Origin of the sequence: Roseovarius sp. M141 (assembly GCF_024355225.1) — a bacterium.
Lineage (GTDB): Bacteria > Pseudomonadota > Alphaproteobacteria > Rhodobacterales > Rhodobacteraceae > Roseovarius.
Genome location: NZ_VCNH01000004.1, coordinates 76,838 through 96,965 on the forward strand (window position 1 = coordinate 76,838; position 20,128 = coordinate 96,965).

Below are 20,128 nucleotides of genomic sequence, written 5' to 3' on the forward strand. Positions count from 1 at the left end.
CTGACTGGGGCATTGCCACTGCGGGTGCGCGACATTTGTCGACAGGTGTGCCGCGAGAACGAGGTCGACATCTTGCGCGGGGTGCTGTCGAGCGACCACGTCCACATGTTCGTTTCGGTGCCGCCGAAGCTCGCGATCTCGGATCTGGTGCGCAAGATGAAGGGCCGTTCGTCCCATAAGGTGCAACGGGAATTTCCCGCCATCCGCAAGCGCTACTGGGGCTGCCGGTTTTGGGGAGGGGATATTTTTCAACCACAAACGGTGCCATCACCGAAGACATCGTACTTCAGTACCTGGAAAATCACATCACTGATCCTACCGGCGCCAGCCGGTAGTGGTTCAGTCGTCGGTTAGGATCCAACGCAGGAAATTTACCTTAACTGAGGCATGTTCGCGCTTTGGGCTAAACGACGTCAAGTCTAAAGCCTAACAATGTATCGACTAAATCCGGCAAAGCTGGAGCATTCTCTGTTCCCCCTCGAACTAGCGAGAGGACCAAACGAAGGCGGTCCACCAACGTTACGCCGGGAACAAGTCCGGGGACTGCCCAGCCACCAGAATTTGCCCTAAAAGATACCGGTGTGAATAGCATTTCAATCCAGAGCGCTGTTGGTGGGAGTAGCGTTCGCAATCTAGTATGGGTAATCTCACTATGTTTTGGAGCCCAATCGGTGCGTGAGCACGCACATTGGGCTAGCGCGGACAAAGCGTTTTGGTGTTCAAATCGGTCCAAAGTGACATATGCCGCTAGGTCGATCCCTCCGTCGCCGCGATCACCTTCACGGAAGTCTGTGTCTTTGATATGAGGGTTTGCTCCAATTATTTTTCCAAGTGCATTCAGCCGGTTAGCCTTGGAACCTGTAAGTGCCGTTGTATTCTTTCCTACAGTCATTGTTACACCAGAACTCGGCCAAAGCTCACGCAACACGAACTCAGACATACGTTCAAAAAAATCTGTTAAAACTTGGCGCCCTGTTTGTGCAAAGAAGGATAGATTGCCACAAATTAACAAACTCACATACCGCTTTTGATTATCTGTCAAATCGTCAGGCGCTTCGACGACTCTACCATGATTGGTCAACTGAAAGGGGTACCAGTCGTGAAAGGCTTCAATTCGCCATCTAATTTGCCCCAAGACATCCTCAAGCTGATCGTCAGAGAGCTGAAATCCATGATCCCCTCGATTGTCTTCTATATGGTCTCTGAGCGAGTCCGTACTAACTTGACGATCAAGGTTAACCAAGCAAAGCAGCTCCAGAAAATCAGCAACTGTATGGTCGTCGTGGTCACGGGGGCGATCCAGAGAAATCATTTGTTCAAGCGCTCAGTCATTTTCTATTTCAAGGTTGGACCTGATCGAGCCTTCCAGAGCTGCCGCCAATTTTCTCAGCCGAGTGGAAGCCGCTAAATCGTCGCCGGTTAGGCCATCAGCCAGCGCGATAGAAGTCTGTGAATGCTCTATCGCAGAAATTGCCTTCCCTATATTGATCCGAATTGCCTGTAGCGGACCTTCGGCAAGAATATCCGCTTCTTCAAGTGAGGCACCTTTTCTGAGAGCTTCGATAGCGGCAGGGAACTCAACTACTCGGGCAAAGACCTTAAAGTTCCTAGAGTCACCGATCCTAGTTTTATATCCATCAACCTTGTGGAAGGCCCATAGGAAAAAATCGCGTGTCTCGGCTTTCTTAACTGTCGAAAGATCAACGTCGCCAGTTCCGTCTAGGCCGATAAATTCTGCAATACTCGACCAGCCGATAGCAGTGGTTAGAAGTGAGAACGGGACGTCTTCAGCCTCCAGTTTGAGCTCTCGAAGAATACCTTCATCTTTTGCATAATTTAGAAGATTATAACCCGTCAGAATCTTGGCTACAGCATTCGATTTGCTACCAATCTCCTTCGCTAGAATGCGGTGTGCTTCAGCATGATCAGCTGCGACAACTTTTGTTCGCAATTGTGCCAGATAGCGCGCTTTTGCGAGAGCGTCCCATTCTTTAATGCCGGTAATATGCCGATACCCTAAGTATTTCAGCACTTCTTCCCGGGCGTTGAAGATCAGACAAGGTACGTCTGTGGGTTTTTCTTTGGCTTCTACCAAAATCTTGGCTACGGCCTTCTCCATTGAGTGTGGGGAAATTTCTTCCGTAAGAAGTTTTAATGACGCGAGTCTGCGATTTCCTTCGACAACGGTATGGGTGCCACCGTTGGCGTCTGGCACGACCAGGAGAGGCTCCCCGTGAAAATACCCCTGCTCCGCAATGGACATCATGAGTTCGATCAGGTTGCACTCAAGTAAGAAGAAATCTGTAACAGCAGCGGCGTCCTCTCCATCAACCCGTTCAGGTAAACGAGGGTTCTCGGGGTCGAAGTTCAAATGGGACACCGGTAGTGTCTTCAGTGCTGGTGCCATTCTCTGTCCTAATCCATTGGTATCTGTTCGATTATGCCGCAGTTTGGCAAATTTGCCTAGGGCCTGCATCCCTGTCGAATGTGTTTAGAAACCTGTTTGCTGACAGCCTTGATGCGTCATTGTGGCACTCTCTGGTAGGGTCACAAATCCAAGCAGGAAAACGTTGAGTTTTAGCCACGGTGTCTTGTTTTGCTATCGGCGGTAGTGGATAGCCGCGAATCGGTTGAAAAAACTTGAGAAAGGAGGTTTGGTGCAGCAAAGAGGAAGCTACCTGTGCCAACAAAAGTTATTGAATTTCATGGGTTTCAGCCTCTCTCTGGTGAAAGTAGAGCATTTGCTTCCCGGAGATGGTGCCCATTCGTTGACGACAAGTGTAAGAAGTCGCAGAGCGGGGGAGCTTGCGCACTGCAAGCTCCCAATGCAAAGCCAGTAATAATTTGTCCAAACCGGTTGTACGGAAATCAGTTCGAGGTGATTTGGCGCATTGCCAGACAAACGTTTGGTGATGACTGTGATTTGCTCACCGATCTGGAAGCTGAAACTAGGCGGCGAAATGGCGCCTTGAACGGGCGTGAAGTGGTTGTTTTTGGGCAAGGTTACAGCGGTGAAGTCGGCATCAAAGCACCATCGGCAGAAGGGGAATCTGGGTCGTTCAAAGTCGATTTCCTACTGACTTCAATCGGCCCAGATCTGGAACCTTTGGCGATAGTAGCTGTCGAAGTTCAGACGATCGACACGACAAATAGCTATAAAAAGGCATCAGTAGATTACTATGCCGAAAAGCCCCATCCGAGCAAATGGGGTGAGGGTGGGACAAACGCTGGTTTTAATTGGGAAAATGTTACTAAACGCATCCTGCCTCAAATCATATACAAAGGACATGCCCTTCGCCGAGAAAAACTGGCTCTTCATGGTCTGTTTTTTGTTTTGCCTGACCCTGTCTTGCAAAAAATCCGCACGCGCATTGGCAGTTCGTTATTGGAATACCCAAAAGGCCCCGGCACTGTTACTTTTCATTCTTATCAACTAGCTGAAACCTGGCCGAGCGGAGAACGCCCGATAGAGCTTGTTACGGAGTTCACTACGACTGTTGAGCAAATCGCGTTCGCATTTGTTTCGCCTCAAAACTTGCCGCCTTTAGGTATCTATGAAGATACCATCGCAGCGAAGCTGGCGGCTTTAAGTCGAAAAACCGCGCTGTAGCGTCAATAATGCATTCTGGTTAGGCCATTGCGACCTGAAGTGCGGGTTGGACTTCCGAACTTGCCTCAGCCGCCAAGATAGCTTTCCCGATGCATTTGCCCAACAACGGAGGCACCGCATTGCCTACTTGGACAAACTGTTCTGTTCTAGGTCCTGTAAAGTGAAACCAATCTGGGAACGATTGTAAACGTGCCGCCTCCCGAACGGTGATGCTTCGATCCTGTTCTGGATGAATGTACGCCCCCCAATGTATGTCACATTTGGTTAGAACGGTGCAGGATTGACCCTCCCACTTCATTCGCCCATATCGCTTCGTGTGATCGCTCCGCTTCGCTCTTTTCATACCTGCGGGTAGAAGGTCATATGGTACGTCGCGCCAGCTGCCACCTTGAGGTATGTGTTTCATTCGCTCAAGGTTGATCGCACCCAATTTGGAAGCTGAGTGATTATGGACCGCGTTAGAACCTTGTCTTAATTCAATTTGATACTCAGATATTGCCGGCGTCCGATAGTCGACGATGCCTTTGTCCTCCCCGTTCGCCAAAACTGGCAAGTCGGAGAGAGCGTCCTTAATAGTCGTGAGAGCCTTTAGGTTCTCTCCATGGGTTTTATCGGGCCATACGATTGGCGCGCCGACTCGATTGCCGATGAAAACCACCCGCCGACGTTCTTGCGGAATGCCGTATTCTTCCGCACGCAAAATTTCGGCTTCGACATTGTACCCTAAGCTACGAATCCCGGCTAAGACAGCTTGGAAAGCTTCTCCCTCACCAGCTGACATGATGCCTGTAACGTTTTCCATAACCAACCATTTGGGCATTAGGCCTTCAACAATCCGAAGGTACTCCTTGAACAAGTGGCTCCGCTCATCATGCATACCGCGTTGATGATTGTAGACAGAGTAACCTTGGCAAGGCGGGCCGCCGGCAAGGACATCTAGTTCGAATTTCCGAAGACCAGTCACTTCCAGAAAATCATGAGCTGAAAGGTCAAAGATCGAGCCGGGCAGGAACTTTGCTTCCGGATGTGTTGAGGCGAAAGTTGCACCTGCGTGCACATCAATATCGTTCCCAGCCAAAACTCTGAAACCAGCTTGACGCATCCCTTCAGACAAGCCGCCTGCACCACAAAAGAGATCGATCACCGTCGGTCTGGTCATTGCACACCCGCCGTCTGGCCGCCCTGAACAGATTTCTGGGGTAGTGTCTGCATCTTGTCCGCCCTTTTTTTCTTCATACAATCAGTTGTATCGCCACAAATCAATATCAACAGTAGCATTGTCTCCCTGTTCCTAATTTGTTCTTACCCTCTCTGCATTTCTTCGGCAATGCCGTAAGGAGTCCTCTACGGCCATTTTTCACCTGGTTATCAATGTGTCAGCCCTTGGCTCATTTCGACCTCCCGTGCTTCTAGTCTGTCCCAGAATCTCTTCGCTGTCCCTCGCGCAGCTGATCCACAACGAGCTTGCGCTTTGTCCACAACGCAGCAAACTAGTGCGCAGCCAAGGCCCTCAAGGGGCCGTTACCGCCGCCCCAACCTCCCCAACCTCGCCAACTGCGCAAGCATCTGCGACCCTGTCCCCGGCGAAGCTGCTCCTGCGGAACCCGTCTGCCCCATGCCTTGCCTTGCAGGCATTTGCTGCACGCCAAAGAACTGCCGCGCCCTGAGGGCTGCGTATTCTGCGCCACTGGCCCCGCCGATGAGGTAGCGATTGTAGGCCTGCTGGCTTCCCATGGCGGCGCGGGCAAAGCTGTAGCCGCCGCCGAGACCTCCGGAGAGGGCGGGCATCATGATGTTGCCGGAGATCGCGCGGACGATGAAGGGCGTGGCGACAATGAAGCCCTTGGCCATGAGCACCATCATAAAGAAGGGTATGAGCGCGCCGATGTTTGAGGCCCCTTCGGGATCGCCTAGTTCACCGATGAGCGCGGAGGAAACGCCTGTGATCGTTGCGAACACGCCTGCGACGACGATGGGGTATAGTGCAAAGGAAATCAGCGCGGATAACCAACGCGCGAAGTAATCCTTGGTCACCTCGAAGAGGGTCAGGAAAATCATCACCGGGGCGATCCCGATCAGGAGCGCGATCATTAGTCGGGAGGCCACGAGGATGAAGGCGGCCAGCCCGCCGAGGATCGAGAGTAGAAGAACACCGACTATGTCGAGCATGGCGCCAGCCATCCAGTTCAGCTCGGACCCGGCAGCGTTCAGATAGTCGCCCAGCTCTGCGATCAAACGGTCGAATTCTTCGGCGAAAGTTCCAGAGGGTCCCGGACTGCCGCCGCCGACCGAGGCCACCAGCGCGCCCGCGATACTGTCGATCCCATAGAGAATGGCAGACGAGAACGCGTTGAACTGCATCCAATTGGTCGCGAATATCCCGATGAGCCCGATCTTGACTGCGAGCCAGAAGGCTGTGTGCCCATCCATGGCCCGATATTGATAGATCATGTTGATGCTAACGAGGATCACCACCAGCGTTGTCCCCAAAACCAGGAGCGTGCCGACCGTTGCCGCAACCGCACCAAACTGGGTTTCGGCAGCGGTGTCGAGATAGGCTTGGGAGGTTTCAACGAAGTAGGTGACGACACTCATCGCGGCGCTGCCTTACCAATTGCCCGCGGCGTCGCAGATTGCCTTCGCTGCAGGGCGGGCGGCATTGGCGCGGCGGTTGTAGGCGTCCGAGGCTTGCAGCATTTCCCACCGTTCGTCGCTCGCGTATCTTTCCCGAAACGTGGCCTCTGCTGCGTCCCAGGACGGGAACCGGGTCGCGCAGTCGCAGTTGCCGATCTCAACGACCCGCTCGAGATTCTGGGCGCGATAGATGTCCTGAACCAGAACCCGCTGATAGGCTTGGCGCAGGGGGATCTCTTGCATCCAGACGGGCTCGGCGGGCCGGTCCGGACAGACGTCAAAGCTGCGATCGAGGGTTGGCACCAGGTTGCGCTCGGCAACGGCGAGGGTCGGCGTCAAGCTTAGGGCCAGCGCGGCCAAGGCGAGGCAACGCGCCCGCCTCATGTCGTGACTCCAGCGGGTGTGGTCTCACGTTTCAGGAAAACGGTGTGCCCGATATTGGCGAATTCCGAAGTGCTGATCGACACCACCTCCCACCCGTCTGCGCCCTTCTCGTTCAGGCTGGCCTGCATGTCGGCAAGGCTGGTTTTGCGGGTCATGGGAAAGGACAGGATATTGTATTCAAAGGTCTTCATGGGGAATTTCCAATCTCAGTTGCGCCGGGGAGGTAGAATTCGGTGATGCCGCGTTTGCCGTCATGGCGACCGGCCTGGATGATAACGTCGATGGAATTCTCGATGTATTGGATCATGTCGGCATAGGTCATCGGGATCTCGGTCTTGAGCGCCGCGATCGCGAGGCGCTGCACGGCAAGCTGCGGAGTTTCGGCATGCAGTGTCGTCATGGACCCGCCATGGCCGGTGTTGATGGCTTCCAGAAAGGTCATGGCCTCCTTGCCGCGCACCTCGCCCAGGATGATCCGGTCGGGGCGCATGCGCAGCGTGGCGGTGAGAAGCACATCGGCGGTCTGGAATTCTGCGTCGCGATTGGCGATGAGGGTCACGGCATTTGGCTGGGTCGGCAGAAGCTCGGCGGCTTCTTCGATGGTGACGATGCGTTCCTCGGCCGGTACGTGAGAGAGGATCTTGCGCGCGGCCACGGTCTTGCCGGTGGAGGTGCCGCCCGAGACGATCATGTTGAGTTTGTTCTCGACGCAGAAGGCGAGCGCATCATCGATCAAACCCGCGGCCACCACTGCGCGCAAGGCGCGCTTTTTTTCCACGCGCAGGTCTTCGAGCTTGCGCTCTTTTCCGTAGAGGAAATCGAGCGCAATGCCCTCGAGTGGCAGGCTTGAGAAGAACCGCAGGCTGATCGACATGGCCGAGAGCACCGCGGGCGGGGTGATGACCTGTGCGCGGATCGGGCGCCCCTTGTAGGTGATCGAAACCGAGACGATGGGGCGGTCCTTGCTCAGGGTGGTATTGGCGGAGGAGGCGATCTGGTTGCCGAGGTCCTTCACGTCCGTCGCTGTTAGCTTCTGATCCAGCGCGCGCATGAAGTGATCACCCTGGAATTCGCCCCAGCAGGTCCCGTCTGGATTGATGCAAATCTCGATGACATCGTCGCGGGCGGCGGCGTCGATCTGGTCGAGGGAGGTTTCGAGATAGCTCAGCGACATGGGCTCAGAATATCTCCAGATCGCGGTCGACCATGACCGTGACGCGGGCGCCCTGGTCGACATAGATGACGGGGCCGATGGAGAGGTAATTGCCTATGACGCTGTCCGTGGCATCTGCCAGATCATCGCCCACGTCTTCGAGAACGTCGGCCGCAGTCTCATCCCGGACCTCGGAGGCGGCGGCACTGGGTGCGGCAGAAATCAGCGAGATCAGGGCGGCCGACCCGAAACGCTCGGCGAAGCGTGTGTCCACGAAACCGGTGACGCCGGAGCGGCCCAGTTCATCACCTCCGAAGGAGCTGATCTGGACGGTCTGGCCCGCGGGCAGGATGATCCGGTCCCATGCGATGGTGACGCGGCGCTGCGCGATATCCACGCCGGCGCGGTAGCGCCCGATGAGGCGGGATCCGCGCGGGATTAGGAGGCGCGCGCCATCGACGCTGTAGACATCTTCGGACACCACGGCACGGGTCTGGCCGGGCAGCGAGCTGTCGAGGGCGGTTTCCATAACGGCCTGGATCATGGTGCCCTGTAGAATCGTGTTGGAGGGATTGGCGATCACCTCGGCCTGCGTCACGGTGGAGGGCAACCCACCGTTCAGCACGAAATCCGTCACCTCGCCAAAAGTGCGTTCGGTCAGAGCCGTTTCATTCGCTCCGGAGGTCCCACCAAAGGCGATGGTGGGTGATGCGATTCGCCGCTCCTGGAAGGCGCGTTCCTCCGCGGCGCGGCGCTCCAGTTCGGCCATGCGCCGGGCTTCTTCCTCGCGGCGCAGTCGCTCTTGCTCGCGTGCGCGCAGCTCATCTTCCGTGGGGCCCACTGGCGCGGGTTGGGGTCGGCTGGCCTCGAGTTGGGCCAGTTCCAGATCCATGCGGAGTTGTTCAAGACTTCGATCCCGCGCCGTCAGTTCGTCCTGGAACCGTTGCTGTGCGGCTTCCGAGGCGGCTTGTAGCGCCGCGATCTGAGCGGTCAGCGCGTCGATCGCCTCTGCGGCGGCGGTGTTGTCCTCGACGACCGGTTCAGGGGCGTTGCGCAACTCCTCAATCTGGGCCTGCAGGGCGGTGATCTGCGCCAGAAGCTCCGCGTTCGGCTCGACTGGATCGGGTCCGACGAACACAACCTCGGGCTCGGGCGGGGGCAAGGTCTCGATAGCGCCAAAGCCATCCCCTTCGTTTTGGAAGACGTCAGGGGTGGCCGTTGGCAAGGCTTCCTCTTCGTCGGGCTGTGAGAGGAGATAGAGCAGGGCACCACCTGCGCCGATGACGAGGACCACGACCAGCGCGAGAAGGGGCGACCGGCGCTGCGCCGCTATGGGCGCGCGGGCACTGCCTTTCTCAAGGGCGGCGAGGCGCCTTTCCAGCTCGGTGTTCTCGGTATCGCTCATGAGGTGGCCTCCGCGGGCGGGATCGCCTCGATGCAGACCACCTCTTCGCCCAGTCGCAGGACCCATTGGCGGTTCACGCCGTTGACGCGGATCACGCCGTCTTCAGGAGTTTGCGTGTTGACCGTGCGCTCGCGGCCGCCCGCGTAGCGGAAGATCGCGGGCACAGGTGCGTTTCTCGGAAAGGCGAAATACGTGAACGTCCCGTCATCCCAGATGCGGGTTGGCGTAAACTCGGTCCGCGCGCTGGCACCGTAATTGTAGTTTGGTGCTTGGGCGGCGATGGACCGGGTCGGGCGCGCATCGTCCTCCGGATAGCGGAACTGCACCACATAGAAGGTTGGGCTGCGGACCTCCTCGACGTTGAAATAGTAGCTGCGCCTGTTCGTGTAGACCGTCACATTGGTATGGACGCCGCGCGCGACGGGCTTGATTGCAAATGCCTGACCACCAGGGACGCCATCGATCTCGAAGCCTTCCGTGTCGCCCGCGATAATCGAGCGGATGCTTTCACCGATCCCAAACTCGATGGTGGTGACATGGGTGAGCGAGACGCTGAGGCGGTAGACCTGGCCTTCCTGGTAGGTGGCCAGCCGCACACGACTGTCATTTGGACCACCGCGCGGGATCGCTTCGGCAAAGGCAAGGCTGGGCAGCAGGGCAATCCCGAGTACAAGCAGTCTGAACACAAGCACGGTCAGTTCTCCAATCTGTCGGAGCGGATGGAATATTCGAGTACGGTGAAGCCGAAGGGGTTAGTCCAGACCTCATCGATGGAGCGGCGGGTCTCGGGGCGGAACTCGAAGAGAAGGGTCGCGGTGAAGAGCCCGGTTTGGGTGCCGTTGATGGAGGTCAGACGCTTGCGCAGGCGGACCGTCGCGCGGTTGGTTCCGATCCGGTTGATGCTGAGGATTTCCACGTCGAGCCGAGCATTGGGGCCATAGACCGTCGGCGGGTAATTCTCGTTGGCGCTGTTCCAGATCTGGCGCAGCCCGCTCTCGGCAGCTCCGTCCGAGCGGCGCAGGACGCTGCGGATGCGCAGATCGTTGTCGAGCTGGTTATAGACCTCCCGGTCGGTCACATAGCGGAAGACCTCCGCCTCGATGATCGCCTGGTTGGCGGTGACGGATGTGGCCCCAACGGACGCCTCGGGCAGGGCAAAACCAGTGGCGGGATCATAGGGGACAACGACGGGGGGCGGGTCGACATCGAGGATCGCGACTGCTGCTGCGCTCAGACAGCCGATGATGCCGAAGACAAGGCCCATCAGGCCAAGGCGTTGCCAGAGCCGTTCGCGGCGCAGCGCGCCATAGACCAGTTCTTCCTCGATGATTTCTTGTTCACTCGCCACCATTCATGCCCCCGCGATCACTCGGCCCGCAGGTCCGGCAAGGTGAAATCCATGAAGCGCTGCTCTTCGGCGATGGTCGCGGCATCGATCACGCCGCCCGTGCCATCGCCCACGGTTTGCACAGCTTCGAGCTGCCACATGGCGACCAACGCAATGGCGAGCTCCGCGGTCACGCGCGTGTTGAGATCGATGCTTTCCTTGAGTTCGTCCATATCGTCGATGAGCCCAACAAGGCGGTCTACCCGCTCGAGCGACTGGCCGGCATCCTCATAGCTGTTCTGGGCCGCCGCCGAGACAAGGGCACCGGTGGTGGCCTGCGTCGCCACGCGGTTGGCCCCGGGATTGCCGCTCGTGGCCATTTCCGAGAGGGTGTCCTCGTCAAAGCCGAGGTCGGCCAGCACCCGGTCCATCTGGGTTTCGATCTCGCCTGCGCCAGAACCGGACAGGCCGGAGAAATCCCCAGTCTTGATCGCCTCAATCGTGGCGAGGATGTCCCCGAACTCCTGGTCGAGCAGGCCATTGAGTTCGTCTTCCATCTCGGTGCGAATGATTTCTGGCAGCTCGGCGAGGCGGGTGAGGGCCTCGTAGGTTCTTTGCAGCTCCGCGAGTTGGTCCGTGAGCGTGGCAAGCTGTTCGCGGAGCTGCGTCAGCTGCTCGTTTTGCAGGATCTCGTCCTCGATCATCTGCCGGAGCTGCTGGATGTTTTGCGCGATGTTCTGGGTGTCGACGACGGGCACGCCTTGCGCGAGGGCAGGGGATAGGGCGCCAAGATGCAGACCGATCCCAAGTGTCGTGGCCAAAGCTGTCCTCAAGAGCAGATGTCCCATCATTCAATCTCCCTGATCGTAAAATCCATGAACGCGCCTTCGGCCATGCGAGCGCTGGCCTGGGCCAGCTCTTCGGCGGAGAGCACGCGGGTGCGGGCGGCCTGAAGCCGGATGCGGGCAGCGACGAGGCGCACGAGTTCGGCGCGGGCATAGGTGTTGAGTGCGATGCTTTCCTGCACGTCTTCAGTCTCGGAAATCCGTTCGACGATATCCGCAATACGCAGGGCGGCTTGCCTGATCGCGGCGGGCGAGTTGTTGCCATAGAAGGCCGCGCCGTGCCCGGTGATTGAGAGGTTGGCATTGGCCAGAAGCGCGGGGTCGATCGTGCCAAGCGCATCGATCCCGCCGATACGGGTCAAATAGAGGTTATAGCGTTCAGGGATGACCGACACGTAGTGCTGGGTCTCGCGGAAGGGTGGCACGCCGCCATACTCGAAGACCCGGCCGGGTCCGGCGTTATAGGCCGCGAGGGCGTTGATGATGTTGCCATCGAATGTGTTGAGCTGGGTCGCGAGATAGCGCGCGCCGCCATGCACCTGCAGATAGGGGCTGTCATAGTATTCCGGGTTGATGCCCAGATCGCTGGCCGTCCCAGGCATGATTTGGGTGAGACCATAGGCGCCGACGGGAGACCGTGCCCCAATGGTGAACCGGCTTTCCTGCCAGATGAGCGCTTGCAGCAACGCGCGCCACTGGACGGGTGAGAGCCCTGCGCGGCCAACTCCCGCAAAGCCGCTGGTCTCCTGAGCCACGCGGATGATGAGCTGCTCGATGGTCTCAGACGTATCCCCGAACATCTGCGCACCGCCGGGATTGGGATCGATCTCGCCCGTGCCATAGACCGCCTCGACTGACCGGGCCGGATCCCCGCTGCCGCTTTCCAGCCCCGTGACCATAGCTGGCAAGCCCTGACCGCCGAAGCTGGTCTGGGCATCAAGGATGCGTTGCAGGGTTTCCAGCTGCTCCCGTTCGATCTCGGCAATGAGTTCGCGCACGGCAAGCTTGTCCGCCTGAACGGCCAAGTCAGCCTCGCGATCGCCAGTCTCGACGATGTCACGCGCGGTCAGCCCACTGTCATTGGTCGGCACGCCTTGGGCGAAGCCGAGACCGGGCAGCAGGCAAAACGCGAGTATATGAGGCAGGCTAGACTTCAACGTCGCCCTCCGGGGTGCCAAGGGGCGTGAAGTCACAATCAGGCGTGACGGGTGCCGTGGACGCAAGGAATGTGAAGCAATTCGCCTGCGGCTCCCGGTACTGGGTGCAGGAGGCCAGTGCGCCGAGCGCAGCCAAAGCGACAAGAATACGGATCATGATAGCCTCCAAAAATCTGGGCGGTCGCGGTAATCGGAGCCGACAAGCGCTTCGCCCTTTTCCATGCCGCCAAGGATGGTGAGATTGGGTCCAAGCGCGCTCAGATCGGCATCGACGACGATTGAGCCCTGATCGTCGCGGATCAGTGCGAGGCGGCTGTTGCTGCCCGTGTTGAGAAGGACGTCGAGCTCCTTCTCCGTGAGGTTCAGCATGGCGTAGTCCGAGGCATTGGCGCGAATATTGGGCAGCAGGATCTGCGTCGGAACGGCTTCGACGATGGTCTTGCCGGTCCGGGTGCGCTCGAGCTGGCTTGCGTATTGCGTCATCATCACCGCGACCGTGTTCTGTTTGCGCGCTGTCACCAGCCAGTTCGACAGCCGCTCGGCGAAATACGCGTTGTCGAGCGCCTTCCAGGCCTCGTCGATCACGATGATGGTGGGGCGGCGGTCCTCGATCTCGCGCTCGACCCGGCGGAAAAGATAGGAGAGGACGGCCATCCGTTCCTTGTCGGCCTCGCTGTCGAGAATGCCGGTCAGATCGAAGCCCACGACATCGCCCTTGAGCGAGAACGTGTCCTCGAGGCTCTGCCCGAAGATCCAGCCGTAGCGGCCGTCTTCGGTCCACTCGAGCAGGCGCTGGTGCAGATCGCCGCCATCATCGGTGGACACAAAAAGCGATGCGAAATCCCGCCAGTTCCGCAGGGCCGGATTGGAGGCCTGCGCGTTCTGGCGCACCACTTCCTGGATGCGATTGGTCTGTGCTGGTGTGAGCGGCTTGTCAGCGCGGTAAAGAAGCGTGGCAAGCCAGTCTGAGAGCCAGGCGGTGCCGCGCGCATCGGTCTCTGTCCAGAGCGGGTTGAGACCCGTGGGCTGGCCGGCGTTCAGGGAGGCGTAGCGCCCGCCATTGGCGCGCACCGCCATCTCCATGCCAAGACGGTAATCGAAGACGAAGATCCGCGCCCCTGCTCGACGGGCTTGGGTCATCAGGAAGGCCGACAGCACCGATTTGCCCGACCCGGGCCGCCCCATGATCAGGGTATGCCCGCTGGTGGGTTCTTTGTCGGGCGCGCCCTGCTCGTGATAGGAAAACCGGTAGGCGCTTTGCTCCGGCGTGGGCAGATAGGTGACGACCCGGCCCCAGGGGGTAAGTGCTGCAGGTTTGCCGAGCTGTGTCCGGTGGAAGGCCGCGAAATCCGCGAAGTTGCGATTGGTGACGGCGCTGGCACGCACGCGCTTGGGCTGGTTGCCGGGATGCTGGCTGAGGTAATGGGCCTTTGCGGCGACCCGCTCGCCGATCATCTTCACGCCTTCGGTCGCGGCGGCGTTCACGATTTCAGCGCTGAGGGTTTGCAGTTCTTCGAGCGTCTCGCAGAAGAGCGTCACGACCATGTGATGCTCGCCGAAGCTTTGGCGCTTGGCCTCGAGATTATCGGCGGCGATGTCGAGGGCTTCCAGAAGCGAGAGGGCGGCGTCCTGGCTGGCCTGCATCTGGCGCTTTTGCCGCTTGATGCGGCCCGCCATGAGGTTCGAATTGATCGGCGTGAAGGAGTGCGTCACGATCATGTCGACCGGCAGGTTCAGCATGTCGAACATGGTGCAGGAGGTGCCTTCCGAGTATTCCCCAATGGTGAAACTCTTGCCGTAGCGATGCCCCACGACGCCTTCCGAGAGCTCGAAATGATCGCCATGAAACGTCACGCGGGTATTGGCGACGTTGACGGACAAAAAGCCGTAGGTGTTTGCAGGGTAGAGCGGCAGCTCGGTGCCCGTGTTCAGCGCGCCCAGAAACCCCACCAATTCCCCCGATGCAGCCGACAGCAGGCGCGGTTTGAGCTCTGCGAGGCCGGACAGGAAGACGTTCACGGCCTCGCCCAGGCGCTGCAGGCGTTTGCGGGTCTCCTCTCTCAGCCGGTCCGGCGCGCTGCGGCTGAGGAACGGCAGGAGGCTTTTCGGGGGTGGGCGGTGAATGACGGTGAGCGTCAGCGTCTTGTCGCGCAGTCCGCTGGTCTCGAGTTTCGCGCGCCAGCGCCGGTCAACCTCGCCTGCGAAGCTGTCCTCACGGATCGGGTCGAGATCAGGTTTGATGGCCTTGGAGACCTTGTGGACGTAATAGCTGAATTCCGGCCCGAGCTGCGCGACGATGCGGGCAAAAAGTGCCGTCAGTTTGTCGAGATAGGCATCGTCCGTCGTGTAGCTGTTGATCCCCTCGAGCCGGATGCAGCGGAAGAGTTCGTTCACCCGTGTCCGCACGGTCTGGTCGTCAACGAGGCTCACATAGGGCAGCATATGCGCGAGGCGGGTCTCGCGCGCATACCAGTCTGGCGTCATTGTGCGGGCATCGAGCGCAGCATCACGGGTGTCATCACGGGGCATAGCTGTCCCCGCCATGGATGGACCTGTTGCGCGTGGGTGGCGTCTCCTGCAGCGCCGTCACCATCACGTCGATGAAACGCGGGTCCCAATCGGCAGCCTTCCAAAGCACCGGGTAGAGCAGGGCAGCGACACCCAGCACCGCGATGTGCTGGACCCAGACGAACAAGAGCACCGAACCGAAGAGCCAGACCATCGCATACATGATGGGCAGGCCCAGAAGCTTCGGCGGGCGCACGAGGCCGAGAAAGAGAGGCGAGCGTTCAGCCACCGGCAAAGACCGCGGCAACGATCGTGGGGGCGGCGGCGACACCAGCGATGCCTACGAGGACCCAGAGTGCCTGGCGCAGATCGATGATGTTGAAGAACCAGCTCAAGAAAATGCCAAGGACCGCGAGCGTTGCGATGACCACACCAAGGGGTCCGGTGAGCGCATCGACAATGCCCTGCAACAAGCTTTGGATCGGGGAGAGATCGATGCTCTGTGCAAGGGCGGGCTCGGCAATCAGCAGGAATAGCGCCAGCGAGGCGACAAAGAGGTTTGAAATCTGTTTCATGAATTTGATCCTTCCAATCGGGCCACGACGGCCATGACGCGGGCCACGTGGTTCTGGGTTTCTCGGTAAGGGGGAATGCCACCGTGTTGGCGCACGGCGTCCGGCCCCGCGTTGTAGGCCGCCAGCGCCAGATGCGGATCGCCGAAGCGCTCCAGCATCATCGCGAGGTAGCGGGCAGAGCCCTCCAGGTTCTGTTGGGGGTCACGCGGGTCAACGCCGAGATCAAGGGCAGTGATGGGCATCAATTGGCCCAGACCAATGGCGCCCGCGCTCGAGATGGCATCCTGCCTGTAGGCGCTCTCCACTTCGATATTGGCCCGGTAGAGAGCTAGCCAATCCGTGACGGACAGTCCCGCGCGGCGCAAACCGGGATGGCCGGCATAACGCAGGGCTGTTGCCTCGATGTCCGAGAGAAGGTCTGCGCGGGGCAGGAGTGCTGGCTGGGCGAGTGCCGCAAACCTCAGCGCGTCAGGGTTGGGCGCTGCTTCCGTCTCACCAAGAATGGCCAAACCATCGGACGCCGATCCCTGACCAACGCCGTCATTGTAGTTCCGGGCAAAACCGCTCTGAGACCGCGACGGGGTCAGAGAACCGTCGCTCTCCATGACCAGGACCATTTGCGCTGAGGCTGGCGCGGCAACCAGCCAGAGACAGACGAGGTTAGTTGCCAGCGCCCTTGTCTGAGGGGGCTTTGTCTGGCCGGGTGAGTTTGTGCGTACGGCTTGTACCCGCCTCAAGCGGCAGGTCGACATGCGTAAAACCAAGGCCAATGAAGAAAGACACCACGCCGGAGATCGTCTTGAACTCGCGGATCTTGATATCGTTGTAGGTCGTCCGCGTGCGGGCGGTGACGAGGAGCTTTTCCACCCCGTCATCAGAGACAACGCGCATGATCCAGGCCCCGTAATAGCTGGGGCCTTTCTTATGTGCCGACTCCTGGCACAAAATTTCTGCGCTATGGCCGCTTTCCACGAGCTCGCGGAACCTGGCTTCCGTAACCACATTTGGTGCTTCGATGTCCCAGTTCATGGCCCGGCTCACGCTTTCTCCAATGGCGCAACCCTGGGCATTCCCACTTGAAGCCCAGAGTTACGATAGTATACTATCAACCGCAAGATGTAATATCGTGCTGTAGCTGTAGTTTTGGTTACGCAAACACTAGTCACGGTTAGTGTCCGCGATCAAGGAGATAACAGGTTTGAGAAACCCAAGGTTGACAGGCCTGCGCCCATTGCAAGCTATGGTCCTTCTGATCTGTGTTCCGGGGCCGGTTTTGGCGGAATCCTGCTTTGCCCCTGCCCGTCCTTTCCTGCCCAGCGATTCGCAGGCGGCGCGGGACTATGCGGACATCATCCGCGGGGACTTCGAAGATTACATTCAGGATATCCAGAGCTACTTCCGGTGCCTCGACGGCGAACGCGCCCGCGCGTTCGAGGAAGCGAGGGAGGTCAGTGAGGACTACGGCCGATTTCTACAATTGGTAGGGGATTGATGGGCAACCTCGGGAGCATCAGACTTGCAGCCCATGGAAACCAGACGCCGATAACACCCTCATATATCTACTTTTTAGATAACAGATTTCATCCGCTAGCGACGTCACAAAAGGTATGTGACGCGTGGCAAAGACAATCAGAAGCAAGGGACAAGTGGCACTCTGTCAGGCGTTGGTCGACGCCCGTGTCAAAGCGGGCCTTGGTCAGAAAGACCTGGCAGACAGGCTCAGATGCCACCAGTCCCTTATTGCCCGCCTTGAGAGCGGCCAGCGCCGGGTCGACGTTGTCGAGCTGGTCGTCTTGGCGCGCGCCATCGGCTTTGACCCGTTCGAGGTTCTGGCGATCGTTGAAGCCGCCACGGAGCCCGACCACAGGATTTGAAGCCAATGAATTGTTGAGAACACGGGAACCCACTTTCCCGGTCTGATGATCATTTCCTCATCGAGGACCAGGTAGCCAACATCAAAGAAGCCCGGCGCGCGGTCGTAGTGAACGCTCTGCAATCCCACGCCGCAATTCGCAGCGCCACAGTGCAGGAAGTCAGTAAACAGTGAACGATGATAGGGGTGAGGGCGTCGCGATCGCCAATCTGATCGGGACCGATGGGTGCAGTGTTGTTGGTTGGGTTTATCGCTGGAGTACAGGCTCACATGCGGTGATGTGGGACGTCCAAGGGCCCCAGCCGGTATCGGAAACCCGGCCGGATATAAGTGACGAACAGAAGCAAGAAATCGACTTCGATACGCTGACGAGGATCGCAAGAAGCGACGACGAGTGAACAGAGCGAACCCGCGGTGTTTGCCGAAACGCCAAACAGCATGTGGACCGCGACGCGTATGCGGTGCGGTCGTACACGCCAAAGAATCCGTCTTCCGAGACAAATCTACGTGGCGGCAGGTCAGTAGTTCACCTGCTCGAACCCGTAGTTGCCCTCATAATCACGCCAATCGACGAAGACGGATCGGTGATAAATGCCAGGGCAATGCTCGCCCCAACGTTCAAGTCCCACATGGGCCTCGGGCAGGGCAGTTATCGAAGATCGCTGCCATGAGAAATCGCCTTGGGTCCCGTAGGTGCCGAGGACCACGGTCGCGCTTCGGTTACAATCCCCATCGCGCCCGGACTCGTGCTGTCGTGCATACCGTACATCGAAGACGCGGATGGACCGCACGAAATTGAACTCTGGCCCGCTGATATCGATGTCCGCGCGGTCCTGAACGAGCCGCAGGGCGAGGTCGGTGGGAACGAGATTATCTACTGGCAAGGATTGAAGCGGTCGACGGCTGTCGGTTCGGTACAAGGCTTCAAAGATGCGGCCAGCGTTGTTTTGTAACCGATCGTTCTCGTAGGAGGCGCCCATGGGACAGCGCCAGATTTGCAGCGGTGGTTCGACCGGCCAAGGTGTAATCCGCCGAATAAATTCGGCGCGGGCTCGGGCGCAAGGGACGGAAGCAGGCCAGCCGCCAGACAGGCACAGGAGGATCGCGCAATCGATCGGGTATGTCTGCGCGCGGGCGGGTATTGGCAGCGAAGAACCTGTCGCGGTCAAAGCGACTGCAACCGAGGGGAGGAGCTTCATGAGTAAATGGCGCATGCTGTGGAGCCTCCGTGATAGGAGTTCAGCATACATACAATAATATACTATCGCAACGCTAAGTATAAAGTCGTATAATGAAGTTTATGTTATTTTGTGCGCCCTCAACAAACAAAATCCCGAGAATTACCATCATCGGCTTCACCAAGCGGGCGTTTGGACCGACTGCGGTAGACAACCGGAACGACCCCTTGTCGTCTTGATCTGCGGTGTGGGAAGGTGTTCTAACCTAAGCATGAATTTAGAATGTATGACGGTGAAGAACTAAAGAACCGCACTGTCCACCAAGGCCAATTATCGCGCGTTTCTTTAGCCATCTCTGCGTGAACAATAGACACCGACAGGAGGACGAATTGGATAAACGCGCCTGACGCTACATTCAACTTTCAATCGTGAAAGAAAAACGGTTTAAAAGGACTATTGACGATCATGCCGATGAAGAAAGGCCGGCTGAATTGAAAATTTCAGGCAAACGGCGCGCCCTAGACCTCAACGAGGGGCTCACTCAAACCCTGCCGGCTGGTGACGGGCGGCTCATTCCGCATGTCTTGGCCAAAACAGACGGCCTCAGCCTCGAGGATTGGATTACCAGTGCCCGTCGCGCCTTCGATCAGATGGTCCAAGCCCACGGCGGCGTCTTGTTTCGAGGTTTCGACATGACGCAAGCGCGATTTAAAACAGTTGTGCAAAGCATCTCAGACGAATTGTTGGATTATTCTTTTGGATCCACGCCAAGAAGCCTCGTTGAAGCGCAGGTGTACACCTCGACCGAATACCCGTGCGATCAGGAAATCCCTTTGCATAACGAGATGTCCTACGCAGCGCGATGGCCGACCCGGATCTGGTTTTATTGCGACATGCCCTCTAACATAGGTGGCGCAACACCGATCGCCGACAGCCGCCGGGTCTATCGAAGCCTTCCGGAGGAAATCCGAGCCTCATTTGAGGAGAAGGGCGTTCTGTATGTCCGTCGATATGATGGACTCCTAGATCTCAGCTGGCAGGACAGCTTTAGAACGACCGACCCGGCCGTGGTGGAGGCGGAATGCATACGTCAGGGCGCGTCTTTTGAATGGCTTGGTAAGGACACGCTCGTAACAACACTGGTCCGCCCCGCAACGCTCGTCTTAGAGCGGAGCGAGCAACGGGTTTGGTTTAATCAGGCGAACCTTTTTCACACCTCGGCGCTTCCCCTCTCAGTCCAGGCTGCGATCCAGAGCGGTTTCAAGGAATCGGAATTGCCCCGCGCCGCGTATTTCGGCGACGGAAGCGCAATCGCGCCTGACATGGTTGAATACATCAATAAAACCTATGAGACTTGCGCTTATGATGTGAAATGGCGCCGTGGAGACGTTCTGATGCTGGATAATCAGCGCCTCGCCCATGGGCGCCGGCCATTCGAGGGCGAACGCAGGGTGCTGGTGGCGATGGCGAGTTGAGGAG

The 20,128-nt window shown here is 58.4% G+C and carries 25 protein-coding genes; 6 read left to right on the forward strand and 19 right to left on the reverse strand.

Annotation, left to right across the window (positions count from 1 at the left end; genetic code table 11):
- Positions 1-12: 12 nt before the first annotated feature.
- Entirely contained in the window at positions 13-354 is a 342-nt protein-coding gene (gene tnpA / locus FGD77_RS03035) for an IS200/IS605 family transposase (RefSeq protein ID WP_255006252.1), read from the forward strand.
- A 49-nt stretch (positions 355-403) separates the two neighbouring features.
- Here the strand turns inward: tnpA and FGD77_RS03040 are convergent, their stop codons facing one another.
- Positions 404-1,312, reverse strand: a complete 909-nt coding sequence (locus FGD77_RS03040) for a hypothetical protein (RefSeq protein ID WP_255006254.1) — start codon at positions 1,310-1,312, stop codon at positions 404-406.
- Positions 1,313-1,324: 12 nt separating this feature from the next.
- Complete coding sequence (locus FGD77_RS03045) at positions 1,325-2,407, reverse strand: hypothetical protein (protein ID WP_255006256.1); 1,083 nt, start codon at positions 2,405-2,407, stop codon at positions 1,325-1,327.
- 273 nt (positions 2,408-2,680) lie between these two features.
- On the opposite strand from FGD77_RS03045, the gene FGD77_RS03050 reads away from it, so the two are divergent.
- A complete protein-coding gene (locus FGD77_RS03050) occupies positions 2,681-3,610 on the forward strand; it encodes a NotI family restriction endonuclease (protein ID WP_255006258.1) in 930 nt (309 codons plus the stop codon).
- Positions 3,611-3,629: 19 nt separating this feature from the next.
- Here the strand turns inward: FGD77_RS03050 and FGD77_RS03055 are convergent, their stop codons facing one another.
- The 16 genes from FGD77_RS03055 to FGD77_RS03130 all read right to left on the reverse strand — a co-directional run bounded on the left by FGD77_RS03055 (position 3,630) and on the right by FGD77_RS03130 (position 16,627).
- The gene (locus tag FGD77_RS03055) at positions 3,630-4,769 is read right to left on the reverse strand and encodes a DNA cytosine methyltransferase (protein WP_255006260.1); all 1,140 of its coding nucleotides are present in this window, start codon (positions 4,767-4,769) and stop codon (positions 3,630-3,632) included.
- 362 nt (positions 4,770-5,131) lie between these two features.
- On the reverse strand, positions 5,132-6,205 hold the full coding sequence (locus FGD77_RS03060; RefSeq protein ID WP_255006262.1) for a type IV secretion system protein: 1,074 nt from the start codon (positions 6,203-6,205) through the stop codon (positions 5,132-5,134).
- 12 nt (positions 6,206-6,217) lie between these two features.
- Positions 6,218-6,628 (reverse strand): hypothetical protein, encoded by a 411-nt coding sequence (locus FGD77_RS03065; protein ID WP_255006264.1) that lies wholly within the window; start codon positions 6,626-6,628, stop codon positions 6,218-6,220.
- Positions 6,625-6,819, reverse strand: coding sequence for a DUF4177 domain-containing protein (locus FGD77_RS03070; protein ID WP_255006265.1), 195 nt, complete (start codon positions 6,817-6,819; stop codon positions 6,625-6,627). Before FGD77_RS03070 ends, FGD77_RS03065 begins: the two co-directional genes overlap by 4 nt.
- Entirely contained in the window at positions 6,816-7,802 is a 987-nt protein-coding gene (locus tag FGD77_RS03075) for an ATPase, T2SS/T4P/T4SS family (RefSeq protein WP_255006268.1), read from the reverse strand. The genes FGD77_RS03070 and FGD77_RS03075 overlap by 4 nt, the downstream gene beginning before the upstream one ends.
- A gap of 4 nt (positions 7,803-7,806) precedes the next feature.
- On the reverse strand, positions 7,807-9,186 hold the full coding sequence (locus FGD77_RS03080) for a TrbI/VirB10 family protein (protein WP_255006270.1): 1,380 nt from the start codon (positions 9,184-9,186) through the stop codon (positions 7,807-7,809).
- Positions 9,183-9,878, reverse strand: a complete 696-nt coding sequence (locus FGD77_RS03085; RefSeq protein ID WP_255006271.1) for a TrbG/VirB9 family P-type conjugative transfer protein — start codon at positions 9,876-9,878, stop codon at positions 9,183-9,185. The genes FGD77_RS03080 and FGD77_RS03085 overlap by 4 nt, the downstream gene beginning before the upstream one ends.
- Before the next feature lie 2 nt (positions 9,879-9,880).
- Positions 9,881-10,537: a virB8 family protein gene (locus tag FGD77_RS03090; protein ID WP_255006272.1), complete on the reverse strand. Its 657-nt coding sequence runs from the start codon at positions 10,535-10,537 to the stop codon at positions 9,881-9,883.
- 14 nt (positions 10,538-10,551) lie between these two features.
- Complete coding sequence (locus FGD77_RS03095) at positions 10,552-11,361, reverse strand: type IV secretion system protein (protein WP_113913444.1); 810 nt, start codon at positions 11,359-11,361, stop codon at positions 10,552-10,554.
- Entirely contained in the window at positions 11,361-12,515 is a 1,155-nt protein-coding gene (locus FGD77_RS03100; protein WP_255006273.1) for a lytic transglycosylase domain-containing protein, read from the reverse strand. The genes FGD77_RS03095 and FGD77_RS03100 overlap by 1 nt, the downstream gene beginning before the upstream one ends.
- On the reverse strand, positions 12,505-12,672 hold the full coding sequence (locus tag FGD77_RS03105; protein ID WP_255006275.1) for a hypothetical protein: 168 nt from the start codon (positions 12,670-12,672) through the stop codon (positions 12,505-12,507). The genes FGD77_RS03100 and FGD77_RS03105 overlap by 11 nt, the downstream gene beginning before the upstream one ends.
- Positions 12,669-15,044, reverse strand: coding sequence for a type IV secretion system DNA-binding domain-containing protein (locus FGD77_RS03110; protein WP_255006276.1), 2,376 nt, complete (start codon positions 15,042-15,044; stop codon positions 12,669-12,671). The genes FGD77_RS03105 and FGD77_RS03110 overlap by 4 nt, the downstream gene beginning before the upstream one ends.
- Positions 15,034-15,312, reverse strand: a complete 279-nt coding sequence (locus tag FGD77_RS03115) for a VirB3 family type IV secretion system protein (RefSeq protein WP_255006277.1) — start codon at positions 15,310-15,312, stop codon at positions 15,034-15,036. The genes FGD77_RS03110 and FGD77_RS03115 overlap by 11 nt, the downstream gene beginning before the upstream one ends.
- A complete protein-coding gene (locus FGD77_RS03120) occupies positions 15,305-15,598 on the reverse strand; it encodes a TrbC/VirB2 family protein (protein WP_105236508.1) in 294 nt (97 codons plus the stop codon). Before FGD77_RS03120 ends, FGD77_RS03115 begins: the two co-directional genes overlap by 8 nt.
- Positions 15,595-16,215, reverse strand: a complete 621-nt coding sequence (locus FGD77_RS03125; protein WP_113913437.1) for a lytic transglycosylase domain-containing protein — start codon at positions 16,213-16,215, stop codon at positions 15,595-15,597. The genes FGD77_RS03120 and FGD77_RS03125 overlap by 4 nt, the downstream gene beginning before the upstream one ends.
- A 43-nt stretch (positions 16,216-16,258) precedes the next feature.
- Positions 16,259-16,627, reverse strand: a complete 369-nt coding sequence (locus tag FGD77_RS03130) for a hypothetical protein (RefSeq protein ID WP_108693745.1) — start codon at positions 16,625-16,627, stop codon at positions 16,259-16,261.
- A 211-nt stretch (positions 16,628-16,838) separates the two neighbouring features.
- On the opposite strand from FGD77_RS03130, the gene FGD77_RS03135 reads away from it, so the two are divergent.
- From FGD77_RS03135 to FGD77_RS22265, 3 genes are all read left to right on the forward strand, one after another.
- Entirely contained in the window at positions 16,839-17,090 is a 252-nt protein-coding gene (locus FGD77_RS03135) for a hypothetical protein (protein ID WP_036562850.1), read from the forward strand.
- Positions 17,091-17,214: 124 nt separating this feature from the next.
- Positions 17,215-17,472, forward strand: a complete 258-nt coding sequence (locus FGD77_RS03140) for a helix-turn-helix transcriptional regulator (RefSeq protein WP_017470289.1) — start codon at positions 17,215-17,217, stop codon at positions 17,470-17,472.
- A gap of 169 nt (positions 17,473-17,641) precedes the next feature.
- Positions 17,642-17,869, forward strand: a complete 228-nt coding sequence (locus FGD77_RS22265) for a hypothetical protein (RefSeq protein WP_369682681.1) — start codon at positions 17,642-17,644, stop codon at positions 17,867-17,869.
- A 120-nt stretch (positions 17,870-17,989) separates the two neighbouring features.
- Here FGD77_RS22265 and FGD77_RS03145 read toward each other — a convergent pair whose 3' ends face one another.
- Positions 17,990-18,685: a hypothetical protein gene (locus tag FGD77_RS03145; protein ID WP_255006285.1), complete on the reverse strand. Its 696-nt coding sequence runs from the start codon at positions 18,683-18,685 to the stop codon at positions 17,990-17,992.
- 392 nt (positions 18,686-19,077) lie between these two features.
- On the opposite strand from FGD77_RS03145, the gene FGD77_RS03150 reads away from it, so the two are divergent.
- The gene (locus tag FGD77_RS03150) at positions 19,078-20,124 is read left to right on the forward strand and encodes a TauD/TfdA family dioxygenase (protein ID WP_255006288.1); all 1,047 of its coding nucleotides are present in this window, start codon (positions 19,078-19,080) and stop codon (positions 20,122-20,124) included.
- Positions 20,125-20,128 lie beyond the last annotated feature (4 nt).

Excerpts from the sequence above, each read along its gene's own strand:
- FGD77_RS03040 (WP_255006254.1), bottom strand. The coding sequence starts at position 1,312 with ATGATTTCTCTGGATCGCCCCCGTGACCACGACGACCATACAGTTGCT.
- FGD77_RS03045 (WP_255006256.1), bottom strand. The coding sequence starts at position 2,407 with ATGGCACCAGCACTGAAGACACTACCGGTGTCCCATTTGAACTTCGAC.
- FGD77_RS03055 (WP_255006260.1), bottom strand. The coding sequence starts at position 4,769 with ATGACCAGACCGACGGTGATCGATCTCTTTTGTGGTGCAGGCGGCTTG.
- FGD77_RS03060 (WP_255006262.1), bottom strand. The coding sequence starts at position 6,205 with ATGAGTGTCGTCACCTACTTCGTTGAAACCTCCCAAGCCTATCTCGAC.
- FGD77_RS03065 (WP_255006264.1), bottom strand. The coding sequence starts at position 6,628 with ATGAGGCGGGCGCGTTGCCTCGCCTTGGCCGCGCTGGCCCTAAGCTTG.
- FGD77_RS03070 (WP_255006265.1), bottom strand. The coding sequence starts at position 6,819 with ATGAAGACCTTTGAATACAATATCCTGTCCTTTCCCATGACCCGCAAA.
- FGD77_RS03075 (WP_255006268.1), bottom strand. The coding sequence starts at position 7,802 with ATGTCGCTGAGCTATCTCGAAACCTCCCTCGACCAGATCGACGCCGCC.
- FGD77_RS03080 (WP_255006270.1), bottom strand. The coding sequence starts at position 9,186 with ATGAGCGATACCGAGAACACCGAGCTGGAAAGGCGCCTCGCCGCCCTT.
- FGD77_RS03090 (WP_255006272.1), bottom strand. The coding sequence starts at position 10,537 with ATGGTGGCGAGTGAACAAGAAATCATCGAGGAAGAACTGGTCTATGGC.
- FGD77_RS03095 (WP_113913444.1), bottom strand. The coding sequence starts at position 11,361 with ATGGGACATCTGCTCTTGAGGACAGCTTTGGCCACGACACTTGGGATC.
- FGD77_RS03105 (WP_255006275.1), bottom strand. The coding sequence starts at position 12,672 with ATGATCCGTATTCTTGTCGCTTTGGCTGCGCTCGGCGCACTGGCCTCC.
- FGD77_RS03110 (WP_255006276.1), bottom strand. The coding sequence starts at position 15,044 with ATGCCCCGTGATGACACCCGTGATGCTGCGCTCGATGCCCGCACAATG.
- FGD77_RS03120 (WP_105236508.1), bottom strand. The coding sequence starts at position 15,598 with ATGAAACAGATTTCAAACCTCTTTGTCGCCTCGCTGGCGCTATTCCTG.
- FGD77_RS03125 (WP_113913437.1), bottom strand. The coding sequence starts at position 16,215 with ATGGTCCTGGTCATGGAGAGCGACGGTTCTCTGACCCCGTCGCGGTCT.
- FGD77_RS03130 (WP_108693745.1), bottom strand. The coding sequence starts at position 16,627 with ATGAACTGGGACATCGAAGCACCAAATGTGGTTACGGAAGCCAGGTTC.
- FGD77_RS03135 (WP_036562850.1), top strand. The coding sequence starts at position 16,839 with ATGGTCCTTCTGATCTGTGTTCCGGGGCCGGTTTTGGCGGAATCCTGC.
- FGD77_RS03145 (WP_255006285.1), bottom strand. The coding sequence starts at position 18,685 with ATGCGCCATTTACTCATGAAGCTCCTCCCCTCGGTTGCAGTCGCTTTG.